We start from the raw sequence: 20,407 nt of genomic DNA on the forward strand, positions 1-20,407 counted from the left end.
TTTGGTACTGATTTACATGATGATCGCTTCCGCAGGACGATAGCGTTTCATGAAGTAATCGAAAAATTCAATTTTGTTGAATTGACTTTTATTCGTACTAACAAAGACTCCCATTTGTTTTTCTGGCAGGAACCACATAAATGAGTGAAAGCCGATGACCTCGCCTGCCTTCGCCAAAACATTCTCATGTACGTATTCTGGATGGAATTTCACTGTAAATCCATACCCTGTAGACGTCCCTTTTGGATGAGGGACTGATTTACTGGCGAACATTTTATCTATCGAATCTGCCTCTAAAATGGTTTCTTTGCCATCAGCACCTCCACGTAAGAGAGCCAGCATGAATATGGCAATATCGTGCCCCGTGGAGAGCATGCTGCCGTCTGGTGAGATTGCAGGGCTAAAATCGTACTTTTGCACCGCCTGATTTCCCAGATCATAGCCTGTAGCCATTTTTGCCTCTAATTCTGGTTGTAGTAGAAAACTGCTGTTTGTCATTTCGAGAGGCGCAAAGAAATGCTCACTTACATAATGATTAAAGGAAACGCCCGTAACTCTTTCTACGAGATAACCCGCCAGCATAAAGGCAAAATTCTCGTTCCCAAATTGTTCGCCAGGTTTGTCTATCACGGTTGGCATATAGCGGTGAATATACTCTCGTAACGTTAGGGAGTCACGCCCGCCAAAATTATAGCTTTGCTCATTTCCCGCATCTGGTGAGTCAAACCCTGTTGTGTAGCTGAGTAAATGTTCTACCGTTAGTGGTCCCTCCACTCTTCTCGGTATTTCAATATCGAGGTATTGCTGAACATCCTCGTTCCATCCAATCAGCCCTTGCTCCACTAGCTTCATAATGGCAGCGACCGTTACGAGTTTGGAAATCGAACCTACCCTGACTACGGTATCATCTGCACTCATGGGCACTTTCCCTGATAGATTGGCGTAACCGTAAGCTTTCTTTACCTTCACTTGACCGTGTTGGACTACCACCGCAATTGCACCAGGAAGATCATTCATCATAGAAGAGTCGAAAAATCCGTCTATCACTGCTTCGAAATCTACATATTCTCCAGTGATTTCGTGGTCAGGACTGTTGCGCAATTTCATCATGCAGTGCTGGATGACCTCCATCAGACTATCCTGGAGGCATGCAGTAAGTCGTTCGATGGTATCCGTTTTATACTGTACCTCGCTGTAAGCGATCATAAAGTGAAAGCTTCCATTCAACACCACGCACTCAATGTCAATCTTGCATTCCTGGGACTGCTCCAGACTCATTGATTCTCCGCCTGAGAATGTGGACAATTGAATGTCGTCATCCTTGTTCTTCCGATCCATATCAAATTGTCCCAAATAATTAAAGCTGACCTCAGGCTGTACATTCATGGTGGTGTTTGGCGATTTTGCAGACAAATATTTCAATACACCGTAGTGAATCCCTTTATGTGGGATTCGTCGTACCTCTTTTTTGATTTTCGGAATGATAGCTGACGGATTCATTTCGTTCCCGACGTCTACCATTACTGGATATTCACTCGTGAACCATCCTACTGTGCGGTTCATGTTCAGATCTGGTAGAATCGACTCCCTGCCATGCCCTTCCATATTCAAAGCAAGGCAATCGATATTTGCCCATTTTTTGAAGGCCATTCCAATAGCAGCCAACAATAGTTCATCGATTTCCGTCTGATAGGCACGATTGGCTTGTTTTAGCAACTCCTCGGTTTGCTGCTGATCCATCGTGACCGTTTTGGTCCTGGTTGTTTTCCGAAGCGGTTTTTGCTCATCGTAATCCATTGGCAACGTTTGAGCATCCCTCTCCTCGATTCGATTCCAATATTCACGCTCTTGTTCGAGTCTTTCGCTATTGGCATACTCGTTCAATTGTTGCGCCCATAATTGGAAGGAATCACTTTTTAAAGGCAAACGAATCTCTTCGTTACGAAGGAGCTGCCCATAAGCTGTTTTGAAATCATCGATTAAAATGCGCCATGATACCCCGTCTACGACTAAATGGTGAATAGCAATCAGCAAGTGATCGCCATCCGAGCATCGGAATAACCCCAGCCTCATTAATGGACCATCAAAAATGTTAAGCCTTGATTGAATTTCACTGCATTTCAAGTCCATCGCTTGTTCGAGCTCGGACCCGTTCTTGTCTTGATAGTCCCAAATCTCCAGACTATACATGCCGCTAGTGTTGACGCCTCGATTGTAAGCTTCATAGCCGGTATTGGTCTCGCGGAAAATCATTCGCAGAGCATCATGGTGTTGTACGAGCTTATCGATGACTTTGCGAACCATCCTCTCGTCAAACCGCTCTTTACAGTACAACACAAAGGATTGGTTATAGTGATGGAGATGCTGACTGTGTTCTTGCATCAACCAATGCTGAATCGGTGTTAGTGATACAACGCCTTCGATATCCTTCTGGTCAATTTTCCGATTCAGCGGTTTCAGTTTTGTACTCAGTTCTGCAATCGTTGGATATTTGAAAAGATCCCGAATTTCCATTTTGTATCCCAAAGCTGCCAATTGCGAGGAGACTTGAATCGATTTGATAGAATCGCCACCGAGCTCAAAGAAATGATCCATAATCCCAATCTTTTCCTCATGTAAAATATCTTGCCACACAGCCACCAATAGCTTCTCGGTGTCCGTATTGGGCTCCACGTATTCCCTTTCACTCTGCAAGACGATATTCATATCCAGTAGCGCTTTTCGATCAATCTTTCCATTCGGCGTTACTGGTATTTCCTCTAGCTGAACAAAATGGGATGGAACCATGAATGCTGGTAACGACTTCCGCAACGACTCCCTCAATACGTTCGATTCCACAGCTTTTGCAGCTACATAGAATGCAACCAGCCTTTTTTGACCAGATTCATCCGCTCTTGCGATAACGATCGCCTCGCGAATATCAGCCATTCTTCGTAATTCCGCTTCGATTTCTTCCAATTCGATTCGATTCCCACTTATTTTCACCTGATTATCCCATCGCCCTAAAAATTCAATATCTCCGCTGGGGAGCCATCGCGCCATATCTCCTGTCTTATACATGTTTTCGCCGATACAAAATGGATTGGGAACGAATTTTTCATTCGTCAAATCTGGCTGCTTGAAATATCCTTTTCCTACTCCCAAGCCTCCAATATACAGTTCTCCCGGGACACCCACAGGCTGCACATGAAGATTGGCATCCAGAATGTACATCTTCACCCCTGGCAAAGGCTTGCCAATCGGCAAAAGTTTGTAATCTTGCTGGTCAACCCTTTCATAATAGGAGGAATCAATAGTTGCCTCCGTCACTCCATAGCAGTTTAAGATTCTCATTGTACTTCCGTATCGATCGACAAGTTTGTGAAAGGCATGTAACGGGCATTGATCCGAGCCAAGAATCAATATTTTCATGAAGTCTATGTTGAGTCCGTTTTCATAGACATAATCCATGAAAGGAAGCACCAGGACGGGAGTCGAATCAAACAAATTAATCTCATGCTTTTCCATCAGGTAATAAAGGCGCTCCAAATCCACTCTCGCATCTTTTGGGCAAATAACCAGCTTCCCACCGTATAACAGACATCTCATATAATCACCAGTAAACACATCAAAAGAAAAACTTGCCCATTGCAAACTCCTGACGGGGAATTCATCTAGCTTGTATTCTTGTTTCCATGCTTGTGCAAGCGAATGAAGCTGACGGTGTTCAATCATGACTCCCTTTGGCGTTCCCGTAGTGCCCGATGTATAAATCACATAAGCAAGCTGATCAAACTGAACAGGTAACCCCAGATTCGTACTCTCCTGATGATAGGACTCCTCATCGTCAAGCATGATCATTTTTTGGTCAGCATTCACTTTATGGCGTACCGACTGATGCAGCAGCAAAACTTCTGCTCCCGAATGTTCCAGCATGTATCGTATGCGCTCTTCTGGATAATCAGGGTCAATCGGGACATAGGCTCCACCCGCTTTCAAAATGGCCAACACGCCAACGACCATCTCTATGGACCGTTCTGCGATGATCCCAACCAATTGATTGGCACGGACGCCCTCAGCTACCAATGTCCTCGCCAGCTGATTGACCCGTTTATTCAGTTCTGAATAAGACAGTTCTTGCTCTTCAAAAGCGAGAGCAATTCGATCCGGGGTTCTCTCCGTTTGCTCCTCGAATAATTCGATAATCGTTTTATGCTCATCCCCATTGGTAAAAGTGACTTCCTTATAAGCAGAAATCATTGCCTGTTTTTCTTCCTCGGACAATAATTCGATATGTTTGAAATGAATATCCGGTTGATTGGCTACCTGTTCGATGATGTTGCCCAAATATCTGAGCATCCGTTGAACCGTTTCTGGCTTAAATAAATCCGTGCGATATTCGACAGTTAAACCAGCGCCAGGTTCCAGATCCATGCATACGAGCGATAAATCAAAATTCGTCATGGAATTATAGGATTCAACGGCTGTCATTTCCAAACCGCTTATTATATTTTCCTCTTCTACCTTCTCTATATATTGGAACATAAAAGAGAAAATAGGATTGCGGCTGACATCTCTTTCCGGGTTAATTTTTTCGACCAATTTATCAAATGGATAGTCATGATGCATGTAAGACTCCAGTGCTTGCTGTCTCCAAACGTGCAACGCCTCGATGAAGGTATGCTCCTGATTGACTTCCAGTCTCAACGGGAGTGTGTTAATAAAAAATCCAATGACCTGCTCAATATCCATGTGATTCCGGCCAGCTTCCGGAGTACCGATAATGATATCCTGTTGATTGGTCAGCTTGGACAGCCAAATGCCTATCGTTGATAAAATCACCATAAACATGGAGGCATCATGCTGCTGCGCAATCTCTCGCATTCGACCAAACGTTTTTTCCGAAATCGGATAAGATTCCAGTGCCGAAAAATACGTTTGTACGGGCTGGCGCTGAAAATCTGTCGGCAAGTCCAATACGGGAATCTCTTTTTCAAATGTCTTCAGCCAATACGCTTCTGATTCACCTAGCTCTCCATGATGAATTGAATGATTTTGCCAGACTGCGTAATCTTTATACTGGATGTTCAATTCAGGCAATACGGGCTCTATTCCTTGATGCAAAGATTCATAGATGGTGCCCAAATCCTTCATCAATATCCCCCATGACCATTGATCACTGATCATGTGATGCATGTTCATTAGCAATACGTATTTTTCTTCCGCAGCCTTGCATAACTTCACACGAAACAATGTATCCCTTTCAAAATCAAAGCTGGTTTCCGTCTCTTTTTGGATAACCAGATCAATTGCTTCTTGCTTCGACGCTTCGGACTCCTTGGAAAGATCGATAAATGCATAGGTGAAGTCATTACCCGGCAGCACCTGTTGAACGGGGCGTCCGTCTCTTAATAAGAATTTTGTTCGCAACACTTCATGTCTTTTCACCAGTAACCCAAAGGCCTGATGGAGAATATGCTCCTTTAACGGTCCCGTAATATGGTAAATCGTCGGCATATTATAAGCTGTGTTCTCAGGCTCTAGCTGCTGAATGAAAAACAGTCTCCTCTGCGCATGTGACACCGGGTAATACGCTTGCTCTTCTGCCCTGGGGATCATTGATCGCTCCTGTTGTGTATAGAGCTCTCCTATGGACTGCGCTTCTTCGTGATGAAACAGAGAGGACAACTCCCGAATGGTTCGATGCTCGAATAAGTCCTTGATGGTAACTTCTATGCCCATCTCTCTTTTCATGCGCAAGCGAACCTGAATGGTTTTCATGGAATGCCCGCCAAGCTGGAAAAAGTCATCGTCGATCCCGATGTCCTCTACGTTTAGCACGGTACGCCAGATAGCTGCCAAGCTTCGTTCCAGCTCATTGCGCGGAGCGACAAATGCTTCCGACTTCTTTTGAATCACGTTTGTCTCTGGCAATGCTTTTTTGTCTACTTTTCCATTGCGATTCAGTGGCATCGCATCCAGAATGACGATACGCTCTGGAATCATATACTCCGGCAAGATCGTTCTAAGATAGGCTTGCAGCTCTTGTTCACTCTGCTGTTCATGCATGACCACATAGCAAACAATGCGGGTCTGCCCATGTTCATCTTCTCGTGTAACTGCTACACACTGTCTCACCAGCGTGTGACGTAAAAGGGCGTTTTCTATCTCGCCGAGCTCGATGCGATGTCCGCGTACTTTTACCTGAAAATCAGCACGCGTAACAAATAGGAGTCTCCCATTTGGCAAAAAACGTCCCAAATCGCCTGTCTTATACAACCGTTCCGTTCTGCCCTGCAAAAATGGATTTTCTGAATAGGCTAGCTCTGTGCGTTCAGCATCATGGAGATACCCCCGCCCTACACCAATTCCAGAAATGTAGATTTCCCCGACACAACCAACCGGAACGGGGCGCATCCATTTGTCCAGTACATAGTGCTTCATATTGGCGATGGAGCTTCCCAAGGCTACATAAGGATAATCATCATGGGCATACGAACGATCAATGATTTCATGCATCGTATCATCTGAGCACTCCGTTGCTCCATACGTGTTCACTACGATCACATCGGGATACAGGTCTTGCCATTTTTTGCATAGGGTTACTGGCAATCCCTCTCCTGTAGAAATCATGTATTGCAATTGAGGCAAAGCGTGCTGTTCCGGTGGAAGAGTCAGGGCAGCATTGTGTAAAGCTTCAATCATCGCTGGTACCATCTGAATCACGGTGACACCGTCTCGATTCAAGGCTTGGAGCAATGCATCCGGATCAGTAGCCGTCTCGTTGTCGTAAATCACAAGCTTTCCCCCTGCCATCAAGGGAGCGAGGAACTGCCAAACAGAAATATCAAAGCAATGGGAAGCATTCTGCACGACGATGCTGTCTGAATTCAATCCAAGGACTTCCATTTTGGCGTAAAGATGATTCAGCATGCCACTATGCTCGATCATTGCCCCTTTTGGCATACCAGTGGAGCCTGAGGTAAAGAAGACGTTTACCAAATCATCATGCGCATTGATGATGTCTGGATTCGATGTATCCGCCGCTTGCAAAAAAGAGATGTCCGCGCTTGACCCGTCCCCCTTGTTCAGGCAAAACACGACCGGCTTGTGCTCCAATCTATCTGCCAAGGTCATACTCCGCGCTTGGAAACTCGCCTCAGTCAGTAAGACCTTCGCCTTGCTGTTATCAAGGATGGTAAGAAGACGTTGATCGGGATGGGCTGGATCAAGCGGCACATAGGCACCTCCTGCTTTCAGCACAGCCAAAATGCCAATCAGCATATCAATGCTTCTCTCTGCAAATAGGCAAGCAAGATCATTTCGGCCAAATCCTTGTTTTCGCAGCCAGTGCGCCAAGCGGTTCGAACCCTCATTCAATTCCCGGTAGGTGATGGATTGCTTCCAATCGATAGCAGCAACAGCGTCAGGATTGCGCCCCGCCTGCTCTTCTATCACTTGCTGCGCAAATGGCTCCATGCTTCGACTCGACTTCGTAAAATTACCCATCACCTCTGTCATGATCCCTTGTTCTTCATCCGTCACGATGTTCAGATCGCTGATATTCCTGTCTGTCTCTTGGCAAATCTGCTCTAGCATATGGATGTAATGGGATTGCAGCCGTTCCAGATCGCTCTTGGAGGATACACTCTCATGGAAGAGTTGAATCTTTAAGGACTGCCCGACCGTTATGACTATCTCCATTGTTTGGAGGCCACCGCGATAAAGCTTGGCAGATTCCTGATGATCTTCTACACCATTTCGTATTGTCAGTGTCGTTCCAAAAATAGGGTTCGTTTCGCGCACACCTGCATAGTTACGGATCATGTCTAGTGTGGCCCTTTCATGTTGCTGCAATTGTTCCCAGCCTTCCTGGACTTCCTTTACCACATCACGCACTTTTTGATTCGCATGCACGGTCAGGAAGACAGGTAAGCTGTGAGCCAGTGGTCCAATAATGGTATTCGCCTCTTCCCATGTTTCGGGTCTGCCAGAGACGGTAACGCCAATGACCAGCTTGTCCTCGCCACTGTACATATTCTCCAAGAGGAACCAAGCAGCTTGAAAAATTGCCTCTATGGATACTCGCTGCTCGAATGCCATCCTTTTGATAGACGTGGTTAACGCTTCGGAAAGAACAGCGTTGCAACTGATCGAATGACTTGCTTCCTTTTGTACCCCTTGTACCGGATAAAACACAGTCTCGCTTTCATAGCCTTGGAATTGATTTGTCCAAAAGCTTTTGACTTTGGAGCCATCTTGGCTTGACTCCCAAGCAACGTACTCTTTGAATGAGGCCCGATGGTCAACAGATGGCTGAGTACCCCGTATCCGTTTCAGCCATTCCGCTACAAGAAGCTCGCGACTGGCATCGTCCATACATAATGCATGATGGGTCCAAATGAGGACGGCTTGATTGGTGTCCATCTGCAAAATCGATACTCGGATTAATGGCCCCTCCTCATACGCAATGGGCTCCTGATGGGATGTAAGCGTAGAGAGATACACTTGCTCTTGCTGTTCAGGTGATAATTCCCGTACATCGTGCCAGTCAATGGGAATGGGTAGCTCCTTCAATACGACTTGTACATGTTTATTTTTGAGCTGGCGGCAAACCGTTCGCATCACCGGCGTCTCGCTGACTAATTCCTTCCACGTTTCCTGAACGCTTTCCGGTTCGAGACGGTGCTCGATGAGATAGCGCATGGTTGTCATCTTGTCTGGGCGTAATAATTCCTTTTGCACCATGGAAAGCTCTATGACTTCCAGTACGTTCTCTTTTGTTAAATGCTTCAAGCCAGTCCACCTCTTTCGCTACAGAAATAATTGTTCAAAATCATCACTGGTCAGGAATTGGCTGTTTAGATGACTGACAATCTCGCGGATTCTTTGATGCGGCTCGGCTGTCACACTTTCCAACAAGTATTCATAATGGGTGCAAATCCGTTGCACTGTCTCCTTCTTGAATACATTCGCACGATAGGTAATGGTGCCATTTATGTGATCGTTAGTTTCAAGGACGCGGAATTGAAAATCAATCGTGGAGGGATATTCGTTCTCATTCATTTCAAATAAGAGTTGGGGCTCATGAGGTTTTGGAAAGGACGCTTGATGATAGTGGGCATCCTTTAACTTGCTCTGTACTTGCAAAACCAAATCGCCAAATAGTGGATTGCCGGATAGATCCGCTCGTAAAAGCAAGGCGCTTGGGGCATCCTCGCACTCATCCCGCCCCGCACGAAATGCCAAAGTCAAATCCTCCATCTCAGTTTCTGCATACAAAAGTACGAGAAATGCAGTCATGAATATCGCATAGGAAGAGGTATCCCAAACTTCAACGAGTTGAGCGATCCCATTTTCCTGCATGCATAACCATTCAAACGTCTCTTGCTCGAACTTCATAGAGTCGGTAGAGACCGGAGTGACGTCCTCTGGCAATATCTTGAGAGAAGGCAAACCATGTTCAGAGATGGTTTCACCGTCATTTTTCAAAAGAGAAAGACTGGTGCGTTCAAAGTCGGCAACCCATTTAGCAATGGTTTCTTCATCCAAAATATCCGAATTGTACTCGAATCCTGCCAGAATATCATGATGGTTGTCCTTTTCAACGACCAAACATAAATCATACTGGGATACATTTTTTCCAATCGGATAGGTGCTTACGGTAAGACCATTGCTATCAAACGTATTTTGGGCATTACCCAGCATAATCGCTGCATTTTGCTTAACCGCTTTTTGATGGACGAAAGCCGTTGAAAAAAAGGACGCATATTTTTTATCGCGCTCATATTGCAACTCAGCTGCCATCAAAGAAATGGGATAGTTTTGATACTGTGAACATACAGACAACTCTTCATCGATCTGCTTTGCCAACTCACGTAGCGAGCCGTTCTTTGGTAGTTTGATTCGCAGAGGAAGCATCACCATACACGGTCCCATGATCGTATGAAACTCTCTTTTTGGTCTGCCGTATCTCGGTACGCCAACAATGATGTCGTCTTGCCCAGTTATCCGATAAAGAAAAGCACTAAAAAGGGATAAATAAATGACATCGGTAGGATATTTGTTCTGTTTATGATAAGCAATCAACGCATCCCGGAGTTCGGGGGTAAACGTAAAGAATGCTATCCCGCCTTTAAACGAAGGGGTACTCGGACGTTTTTTATCTGCCGGTAATTCAAACCTCTCTAGATTTCCGCCCAATTTCTTTTTCCAAAACACTCTCGCAGCCTCGCCTTCTTGGCTGGCTATGTACTTCTGTTCCCACTCCACAAAGTCTGCGTATTGGTGTATTTGTGGTAGCAACTCGTGATCATTGCCCGTGATCAGTAGTTGGTAGATCATCGTAAATTCATCGAGCGTGAGTGAGACACTCCACCCATCAAAACAGATATGGTGAAACTTGAAACTTAATATACTGCCGCTTTCTTTATAATCCAGCAATCTGCAACTGAATAACGGCCCTTCTTCCAGCGTAAAAGGCTTGCTAAACTCTTGATGAAAATATTCTCTAATCATCGCATCGTCCCAAGTAGCGGAGGACACATGTTCAAAATCCAATACAGGCTCGCTATATACTTTTTGGATGGGCTCATCTTCCAAAACAAAAATGGATCGATAGATTTCGTGGCGTTTCACGATCTCGTAAAGAGCACGGAGCGTAACCGATACATCCAATCGACTTTCGAATCGGAACAAATACTGCTCCTGATAATACGGACTCATTGGATAGACCAAATCGTGAAGATAGTAATCTTTTTGAGCCTCAGACAGAGGGATGGTTTTGACAAAGGTTTTATCCATCATTCGTAGTCTCCCCGATACGCAAATGCGTAATGGTTGGGCATGCGGCTCTCACCAGCATGCCCCAACAGCCATAAACTCGTTAGCTGAACAGTTCATTGAAATCATATTCTTCCACCAGGTTTATTTGAGACAAGCGCTGCATTGGATTGTCGATCATTTGACAGATGACATGCTTTAGCTGATCCAGTAACGCATTCATGGCATTCTCGCTGAATGCTTCCATGTTGTAATGTGCCGTTAACGTCAGTTGGTCATGACGCGTGGACAAAAATAACATCATATCCAATTGATCATCTTGAACGAAGTGGCTGCCTTCATACGTTTTGATTATCGATTCATCCAGAAAACGACGTAACGGACATTCCGTAAAGGTAATTTCATCTGATTCTGGCTGATTGTTCGATACATGTTGTCCAATAAAAACAATGGAATACAAATTCTTCTTATCGCCCGTGGCAGCTAACTGATCCTCTACGACCAAATTGTACGGATACTCTTGATTCTCGTACGCTCCATATGCGGTTTCTCTTGTTCTGTTCATCATTTCCAGTACGGTCGGGTTGCCAGACAAGTCTGTGCGCATGGCAACCGGATTGATTAGCGGACCAATAATTCCTTCAAGGTCCGTCTGTGTACGGCCAGATAATGTCGATCCGACAGTAAGGATGGTTTGATCCGTGAGAAGTGACAGCCAAATGTTGATCGCCGTAAGCAAACTCGTATAGACGGTACCACCAGCCATTCGAGTCAATTCTAAAAGCGCTTGTCCCGTTACTGGCTCAATGGGAAGCGATGCTACGTTTGAAATTCGGTTGCCGTGAGTGAGTAAATGTGTCTCTCGCGGTATGAACGGCGCATCTACATTTTGTTGCAGCTGTTTTAACCAATAGTCCCGTTGTCGGTTCAGTTCACCGTTTTGCAATCGTGTTTGCTGCCACAAGGTGTAGTCCATATAATCCAATGGTTTGGAAAACTCCTTTTGCACACCGCTCTGTACTTGTTGATAAATGTCCGCGAGATCATGGATAAACACATCTAACGACCAGCCATCAAATCCAATATGATGAGCACTCAAGATAAGGAAATGCTTCAATGGTGTCATCCGATACAAAGTCATCCGGAAGAAAGACTCTCGTGAAAAATCAAATGGCTTGTACAAAGCAGATTGTAAATCGGCTGCGATTCGCTGCTCGCCTTCCGTCACAGATAATGCAGACAAATCTACAAACGCATTCTCCACCTCAAGGTCGTCATGCACTTTTTGATACAATTGCCCTTCGTTTTCTATAATCGTCGTGCGCATGATTCTGTGACGTTCAAACATGAGGCTCATAGCCCTGTGCATAGAATGACTGTCAACGGGACCCGCTACTTCAAAGAGGTAAACCCCTCCTACTGCTTCTTGGTCACTGAATTTTGCATGGAACCATTGTCTTCTCTGCCCATGGGATACTTCGAATAAGGAGACCTCTGTCTGATTTTCCACTCGCGATACTTCATGGATGCGGGTATTCGCCTCGCTGCCTTGCTTGATCTCAGATATACGAGCGGCAATCGCTTCAATGGTTGGAAACTCAAATATTGTGCGCAACGGTATGTCCATCCCAAAAACGGTTCGCATGCGGGAAATGACTTGCGTAGCCAATAAGGAATGTCCACCTCTATCAAAGAAGGAGTCCCTGATCGAAATCTGATCCACTTGCAATATATCGCTCCAGATGGAGTGGATAAGCTCCTCAGGTATCGTGCGCGGCTGAATGATCAAGAAGTCGCTTGGTTTCATGATCGGTAATTCCAGTTTATTCCGGTCAATTTTTCCACTTGTGGTTTTGGGAATGCTGGCCATCTTCATGAAATAAGTTGGAATCATATAAGCAGGCAAATGCTCTTTCAGGAATGTCCGCCATTCGTTTACATCCCCGTCCCCCACGATATATGCTGCCAATTCGGTAGCTGACCTGTCGTTTTTAACAGAAATTACGGCTGCTTCACGAACGGACGGATGTCTGCTTAATGTGGATTCAATTTCACCCAATTCCACCCGCATGCCTCTGATCTTGATTTGATTATCTTGTCTGCCTACGAATTTGATGTTGCCCGAAGGCAGGAAGTACCCCTTGTCGCCAGTTCGATATATCCTTTCCCCTGGTACAAACGGATTCTCCATAAATACTTCTTTGGTTTTCTCGTGATTATGCAGGTAGCCTCTGGCCAATCCAAGGCCACCAATATACAGGTCGCCGATGACGCCAATTGGGACAGCCTTCATATTCTGGTCAAGCACATAAACTCTGTTGTTATCAATCGGCTTGCCTACACTCACACAATCCTTTTCCAACGCGTCCATTGGCGAGCATGTGTATAGGGTGGAGTCGATCGATACTTCTGTGGCCCCCCATGTATTATGGAGTTTGGCATTTAGCATTTGATAGAACTTGCCTACTGTTTCGGGTAATAGCGCCTCACCACTGGAGATGACATTTTTTAATTTGTACAAGTTGGCTGCATCCTCTGGCGTAAGGGCGTCCACAAACATATTGAGCATGCTCGGTACAAATTGAATGCACGCAACCTGATAGTGAATGGCAGCCTGGATAATCGCCTCAGGGTCCCGATGCAGCCATGGTTCCAAAAGTGATATCCGTCCCCCTACAGACAATGGCCAAAAAAACTCAACAGCTGCATCATCAAATGTTAAGGTTGTTTTTTGCAGAACAGACTCGCCCTGCTCCAAGCCATGTTGTCGCTGCATCCATAACATGCGATTTACCCAACCAAAATGGTGGTTTTCTACGCCTTTCGGATTTCCCGTCGAGCCTGACGTGTAATAAATCGAAACCAAATCTGTCGGTTTTACGGTTTGCTCCGGCAATCCCTCCGGCATACTTGCTATTCTTTCTTTTTCCGCTTGGGAATTTATCCATCTAACATGAGTGGCTTGTCCAAACAGGTTCATGAACTCCGGTTCAGATATACAAATGTTGGTTTTGGAGCCCTCCAACAGTTTCGCCATCCTCGCTTGAGGCATCTCTGTATCCAAGGGGAGAAATGCTCCGCCAGCCTTTACGATGCCGAGGATCGATATGACAAGCTCAATGGAGCGATTCATACAGATCCCGACAGGCGTATTGGGTCCAACACCCAGCATCATCAGGTAGTGCGCCAACTGGTTAGAACGTCTATCCAGTTCTTGATAAGTAATTTTTTCACTGCCATATTCAGCTGCGATGAGTTCCGGAGTCTTTTTTGCTTGTTCGATAAATAAATCATGCAGGCATGTATTCTCCGGAATGGCGACTGCTGTATCATTCCACTCCACGAGGATTTGGTGGCGTTCTTCCTCGCTCAACAATTCTAGCAAGGCCATCGGCACATCCGGTGCGTTCACAAGCTCTTGCAACCAATTCGCGAAGTGGTCTGTCATTTTTTGAATCGTGGATGGATCAAATAAATCTGTGTTGTAGATCATGTTCATTACGAGACCGTCCTCAGACTCACCCATGGATAACTGAAGATCAAATTTCGCCACATTGATCTGAACCGGCATTTTCTCTAAATGACCACTAGACGAATGATAGACATCCGCTTTCATTTCCGCCCAAGTGAACACCGTCTGAAATACTGGGGAGTAGCTTGTATTGCGTTCCAGTTGTAGTATTTCTACTATTTTTTCAAACGGGACATCTTGGTACTCCTGTGCCTGTAGTGCTTTTTCTTTTACTTGGGCAAGCAATTGCTTGAACGTTGGATTGTCTTGGAGGTTCGCCCGGTAGACGAGCGTATTGACGAAAAAGCCAATCAAGCCTTCGATTTCCTTTACGTTTCGGTTCGCTATGGGGCTGCCCACCAAAATATCAGTTTGTCCGGTATATCTGGATAAAAAGCCTTGGTAAGCGGCCAGCAGGGTCATGAATAAGGTGATATTCTCTTGCCGACTGAGCGCTTTCAGCTTTTCAAGCAGTTCAGTTGTCAGCACCATCTTGTGCATATTTCCCGCATAGGTTTGAATGCTTGGTCTCGGTCGGTCAATCGGCAATTGCAGAACAGGAAGCTCTCCGGACAACTCCGCTTTCCAATAATCCAGTTGTTGGCCCATCACTTCATCCGTCAGCCATTCGCGCTGCCATACCGCGAAATCCGCGTATTGAATCGGCAATTCTGCCAGTTTCGCACGTCCTCTTCTCTCTGCTGCCTCGTAAAAGGCCAGCCATTCTTCCAATAAGATATCCTCTGACCAGCCATCCGTGATGACGTGATGCATCGTGCAAAGCAAAAGGAACTGATCCTCTTCCACGACGATTAACTTGGCTTGAATCAAAGGTCCCCGCTGTAGATCAAACCTTCTGTCTGCTTCCTGCATGATAGTATCGTGGATTTGCTCTTCTTTTTCAGCGGCAGATCGATCTCGTAGATCAATCACCGGCAACGTTCGATACACATGGGGTTCAATGACCTGGAAAGGTTGACCCCCTTCATTCGAAAACACTGTGCGCAAGATGTCATGACGTTGAAGTAACGCATTCCATCCCGTTTCCAGCGCCTGCACATTCCACTCCCCGGTTAAGCGCCACATGTGAGGAACGTTGTATGCCGTACTCTCCGGCTCTAATTGATGTAAAAACCATAGTCGCTGCTGGGCATGCGATAACGGTAGCTTTTCTCGATGCGAGGCTTTCGCAATAGCTGGTGTCCGTACTCTTTTGCCATCCCGGCCCAGCTCCATGATTTTGGCATCTAGGCTTGCGATCGTCGGGCATTCAAACAGGATGCGCAACGGGATAGACAGGTGGAAGGCTTCCTGCAAGCGGGAAATGACCTGCGTCGCAAGCAGCGAGTGTCCGCCCAAATCGAAAAAGGAATCGTGGATACTCAAGCATTCCGTTTCCGTTTTTAAAACGTCACGCCAAATGGATGCGATCCGACTCTCTGTGTCCGTACGTGGTGCGACAAATTCATCCTTCATCGTGCGCATTTCTGGCAGCGGCAGTGCTTGACGGTCCACCTTCCCGTTAGCTGTAAGCGGGAAAACATCCATTTTCACAAAATAGGAAGGGACCATGAAAGACGGCAATTGTTCACTCGCATACCGTTTCCACTCATCGACATCCCCGTCTCCCGCGATATAAGCAATCAGACGTTTATCATCCGCTCCATATTCATGTACAAGGACGAGCGCATCTCTTACTCTCTCATGCTGGCTGAGGACAGCTACAATCTCACCGAGCTCGATCCGGTTTCCTCTTATTTTGACTTGATGATCTTTTCGCCCGATAAACTCGATTCCTCGCCCCGGCACATATTTCACCAGGTCGCCCGTCCTGTATAACCTCGCTTTGGGGTCTTGTTGAAACGGGTGTGGAATAAATTTCTCTTCGTTCATCTCTGGTTGATTCCAGTATCCGAAAGCCAGTCCCTTGCCTCCCACATATAATTCCCCTACGAGACCGTCAGGAACTACCTTTAACATTTCGCTTAAGATATAGATCTCTGTATCATCGATCGGTCGACCGATCGGAACGGAGTGCTGAATTGCGCTCTTATTTTTTATAGGATAATAGCAAGTAAATGTCGTGTTTTCTGTCGGGCCATACCCGTTAATCACCACTGTATCTGGTAACATATCCAAGGCACGTTGCGCGTGCTTGGCGGACACGATGTCGCCACCAGCCAACAATTGACGCACCCCGATTAAATCTTTGATCCGGTAATCGATCATTTGATGAAAGATGCCCGCGGTTAGCCATAACGTGCTGATTTCTTCATCACGCAGCACCTGTCCCAATTCTTCCAGAGACAGACTGGGAAATGGATAAATCACCAATTTTGCGCCATTTAGCAAGCTCCCCCAGATTTCGAAGGTTGCTGCATCAAAGGAGATCGACGCGAGTTGCAGCATGGTTTCATCCGGTGTGAGTGATACATAAGAGACTTGCTTTGTAAGGCGGATCACCCCGCGATGTGGGATGAGTACCCCTTTCGGATTTCCTGTCGAACCAGATGTATACATTAAATAGGCAAGGCTTTCTGAAGTTGTACTTTCGCCTAGATTAGCATCGGATTCCTTGCTGATCTTGCTAGCGTCCAGATCGGGACATACGATTTTCAATCCGTCTGGCAGTCTGGATATCAAGCCTTCTTGTGTCAGTACAATCGAGATGCTTGCATCTTGCAGCATATAAAACAATCGTTGCTCGGGGTAGCCAGGGTCTAGAGGGACATAGGCACCGCCTGCCTTTAAAATAGCAACCATACTGATGATCATTTCAAATGAGCGATCCATGTACAAGCCAACTCGGCTCTCTGCTCCAACCCCGCACGATTGTAAATAATGCGCCAATTGATTCGCTCTGCTATTCAGCTCTCTGTAGGACAGGCTAGTGCCTTTGTATACTAATGCAGTGGCGTCAGGATAAAGCTCCACTTGTTCTTCAAATATGGTAGGGATGGAATCCTGCGTGGAGACTGTAGCCCTGGTGTGATTCCATTCGAGCAAGAGTTTGTGACGCTCCTCCTCGCTCAACAATTCCAGTAAGGCCATCGGCACATCCGGTGCGTTTACAAGCTCGTGCAACCAATGCGCGAAGTGATCTGTCATTTTTTCAATCGTGGATAGATCAAATAAATCTGTGTTGTAGATCATGTTCATTACGAGACCGTCCTCAGACTCACCCATGGATAACTGAAGATCAAATTTCGCCACATTGATCTGAACCGGCATTTTCTCTAATTGACCACTGGACGTGCGATAGACATCCGCTTTCATTTCCGCCCAAGTGAACACCGTCTGAAATACTGGGGAGTAGCTTGTATTGCGTTCCAGTTGTAGTATTTCTACGATTTTTTCAAACGGGACATCTTGGTACTCCTGTGCCTGTAGCGCTTTTTCTTTTACTTGGGCAAGTAATTGCTTGAACGTTGGATTGTCTTGGAGGTTTGCCCGGTAGACGAGCGTATTGACAAAAAAGCCAATCAAGCCTTCGATTTCCGTTACATTTCGGTTCGCTATGGGGCTGCCCACCAAAATATCAGTCTGTCCGGTATATCTGGCTAAAAAGCCTTGGTAAGCCGCCAACAGGGTCATGAATAAAGTCGTATTCTCTTGCCGACTGAACGATTTCAGCTTTTCAAGCAATTCGGATGCCAGTACAATCTTGTGCATACTTCCGGCATAGGTCTGAATGCTTGGTCTCGGTCGATCAATCGGCAATTGCAAGACAGGAAGCTCCCCAGATAGCTCCACTTTCCAATAATCCAGTTGTTGGCCCATCACCTCATCCGTCAGCCATTCGCGCTGCCATACCGCGAAATCCGCGTATTGAATCGGCAATTCTGGCAGCTCCGCACGTGTTCCACTCTCTGCTTCCTCGTATAGGGCCAGCCATTCTTCCAATAAGATATCCTCTGACCAGCCATCCGTAATGACATGATGCATCGTGCACAGCAAAAGGAACTGATCCTCTTCAACGATGATTAACCTGGTTTGAATCAAAGGCCCTCGCTGTAGATCAAATCTTTTATCCGCTTCCTGTTCGATATAGCCCTGGATTTGCTCTTCTTTTTCGGCAACAGGTCGATCTCGTAGATCAATCACTGGTAACGTTTGATACACATGGGGTTCAATGACCTGAAAAGGTTGACCCCCTTCATTCGCAATCACTGTGCGCAAGATGTCATGGCGTTGCAGTAGCGCGTTCCATCCCGTTTCCAGTGCATGCACATCCCATTTTCCTGTTAACCGCCACATGTGAGGAACGTTATAAGCCGTACTCTCCGGCTCCAACTGATGCAAAAACCATAGACGCTGCTGAGCATGCGATAACGGCAGCTTGTCCCGATGAGAGACTCTCGCAATAGCTGGTGTCCGTTCTCTTTTTCCATCCCGGACAAGCTCCATGATTTTAGCATCTAGGCTTGCAATCGTCGGGCATTCAAACAAGACGCGCAACGGGATCGACAGATGAAAGGCATCCTGCAAGCGGGATATGACCTGCGTCGCAAGCAACGAGTGTCCGCCCAAATCGAAAAAGGAGTCATGGATGCTAAGACGCTCCACCTTTACTATTTCCCGCCAAATCTCTGCGATCCGATTCTCTGTATCCGTACGTGGTGCGACAAATTCATCCTTCGTCGTGCGTATTTCTGGCAACGGCAATGCTTGACGGTCTACCTTCCCGTTGGCTGTAAGCGGGAAAGCGTCTATTTTCACAAAATAGGAAGGGACCATATAAGGCGGCAATTGTTCACTCGCATACCGTTTCCACTCATCGACATCCCCGTCTCCCACGATATAAGCAATCAGACGTTTATCATCTGATCCATATTCATGTACAAGGACGACGGCCTCCCTTACACTCTCATGCTGGTTGAGAACAGCTACAATCTCACCGAGCTCAATCCGGTTTCCTCTTATTTTTACTTGATTATCTTTTCGACCGATAAATTCGATTCCTCGCCCTGGCACAAATTTCACCAGATCGCCTGTTCTGTATAATCTCGCTTCAGAATCTTGTTGAAAGGGATGCGGAATAAATTTCTCTTGATTCAACTCCCGACGATTCCAGTATCCGAAAGCCAGTCCCTTTCCCCCCACATATAATTCGCCCACAAGACCAACAGGAACGAGCTTTTGCTTATCGTTTAGGATAAAGACCTCCGTATCATTGATGGGTCGACCGATCGGAACAGAATGTTGAATCTCGCTCTTCTGTGTTATGTGATAAAAGCAAGTAAATGTCGTGTTTTCTGTCGGGCCATACCCATTAATCACCAGTGTCTCTGGTAACATGTCTAAAGCTCGCTGCGCATGCTTGGCGGACACGATGTCGCCGCCAGTCAGCAATTGACGCACTCCTTTTAAATCTTCGATGCGGTAATCGATCATTTGATGGAAAACGCCTGCGGTAAGCCATAGCGTACTGATTTTTTCTTCACGCAGCACTTGTCCCAACTCTTCCAGAGACAGACCGTGAAATGGATAAATCACCAATTTCGCGCCATTTAACAGGCTCCCCCAGATTTCGAAGGTCGCCGCATCAAAGGAAATCGATGCGAGTTGCAGCATGGTTTCTTTCGGTGTGAGGGTTACATAAGAAGCATGCTTCGTAAGTCGGATCACCCCACGATGAGGGATGAGCACCCCTTTGGGATTTCCTGTCGAACCAGACGTATACATCAAATAGGCTAGGCTTTCCGAGGTCGTGCTCCCGCCTACATTCGCATCTGATTCGTTGCTGATCCTGCTCGCGTCCAGATCGGGACAAACGATTTTCAATCCGTCCGGCAGTCTGGACACCATGCTTTCTTGTGTCAGCACAATGGAAATGCTTGCATCTTGCAGCATATAAAGCAATCGTTGCTCAGGGTAGGCAGGGTCAAGCGGGACATAAGCCCCGCCTGCCTTTAAAATAGCAACCATACTGATGATCATTTCAAACGAGCGATCCATGTACAGGCCAACTCGGCTCTCTGCTCCAACCCCGCACGATTGTAAATAATGCGCCAATTGATTCGCTCTGCTGTTAAGCTCCTTGTAGGTAAGGGTTGCATCTTTGTATACCAATGCAATGGCATCAGGATGAAGTTCCACTTGTTCTTCCAATAATGCGGTAATGGAATCTTGCAT

At 46.2% G+C, this 20,407-nt stretch carries 3 protein-coding genes; all 3 read right to left on the reverse strand.

The genetic code is table 11. The features are described from left to right. Positions 1–12 precede the first annotated feature (12 nt). On the reverse strand, positions 13–8,775 hold the full coding sequence (locus tag ACUUHJ_RS27955) for an amino acid adenylation domain-containing protein (RefSeq protein WP_472300595.1): 8,763 nt from the start codon (positions 8,773–8,775) through the stop codon (positions 13–15). An 18-nt stretch (positions 8,776–8,793) separates the two neighbouring features. Then, positions 8,794–10,785, reverse strand: coding sequence for a condensation domain-containing protein (locus ACUUHJ_RS27960; protein WP_472300596.1), 1,992 nt, complete (start codon positions 10,783–10,785; stop codon positions 8,794–8,796). 79 nt (positions 10,786–10,864) lie between these two features. Next, positions 10,865–20,407 carry an amino acid adenylation domain-containing protein gene (locus ACUUHJ_RS27965; RefSeq protein WP_472300597.1) on the reverse strand — a complete coding sequence of 3,181 codons (9,543 nt, stop codon included), beginning with the start codon at positions 20,405–20,407 and terminating at the stop codon, positions 10,865–10,867.

The sequence above is a fragment of the Brevibacillus schisleri genome, assembly GCF_055685845.1.